The following is a 730-nucleotide window of genomic DNA, read 5'->3' on the forward strand; positions in this document are numbered from 1 at the left end:
CACTACACCGACTGGACCATCGGCCACGTACACGCCGGTGCGCTGGGCTGGGTTGCCATGATCTCGATCGGCGCGCTGTACCACATGATCCCGAAAATCTTCGGTCGCCCGCAGATGTACAGCCTGGGTCTGATCAATGCGCACTTCTGGCTGGCGACGATCGGCACCGTGCTGTACATCGCGTCGATGTGGGTCAACGGCATCGCCCAAGGCCTGATGTGGCGCGCAGTCAATGCCGACGGCACGCTGACCTATTCCTTCGTCGAAACCCTGGTGGCCAGCCACCCGGGCTATGTCGTGCGCCTGATCGGCGGGGCGATCTTCTTCATCGGCATGTTGCTGATGGCTTACAACACTTGGCGCACCGTGCATAACGCCGAGCCCGCCGAAGTCGTAGCCGCCGCGCAGATGGCCTGAGGAGTTCGCCATGAACCATGAAGTCGTAGAGAAAAATATTGGTCTGATGCTGCTGCTGATGATCCTGTGCGTAAGCGTCGGCGGTCTGACACAGATCGTCCCGCTGTTCTTTGAAGACGTGACCAACACCCCGGTGGAAGGCATGAAGCCCTACACCGCCCTGCAACTGGAAGGCCGCGATATTTATATCCGCGAAGGCTGTGTGCAGTGTCACTCGCAGATGATTCGTCCGTTCCGGGCCGAGACTGAGCGTTACGGCCATTACTCAGTCGCCGGTGAAAGTGTCTGGGATCACCCGTTCCTGTGGGGTTCC

At 59.7% G+C, this 730-nt stretch carries 2 protein-coding genes; both read left to right on the forward strand.

Annotation, left to right across the window (positions count from 1 at the left end):
- The coding region (locus TU76_RS24005; RefSeq protein ID WP_048352648.1) for a cbb3-type cytochrome c oxidase subunit I at positions 1-417 on the forward strand (417 nt) is incomplete at its 5' end.
- Positions 418-427: 10 nt separating this feature from the next.
- A partial coding sequence (locus TU76_RS24010) for a cbb3-type cytochrome c oxidase subunit II (protein ID WP_048352649.1) occupies positions 428-730 on the forward strand: 303 nt, incomplete at its 3' end.

Origin of the sequence: Pseudomonas psychrophila, assembly GCF_001043005.1 — a bacterium.
Taxonomy (GTDB): domain Bacteria; phylum Pseudomonadota; class Gammaproteobacteria; order Pseudomonadales; family Pseudomonadaceae; genus Aquipseudomonas; species Aquipseudomonas psychrophila.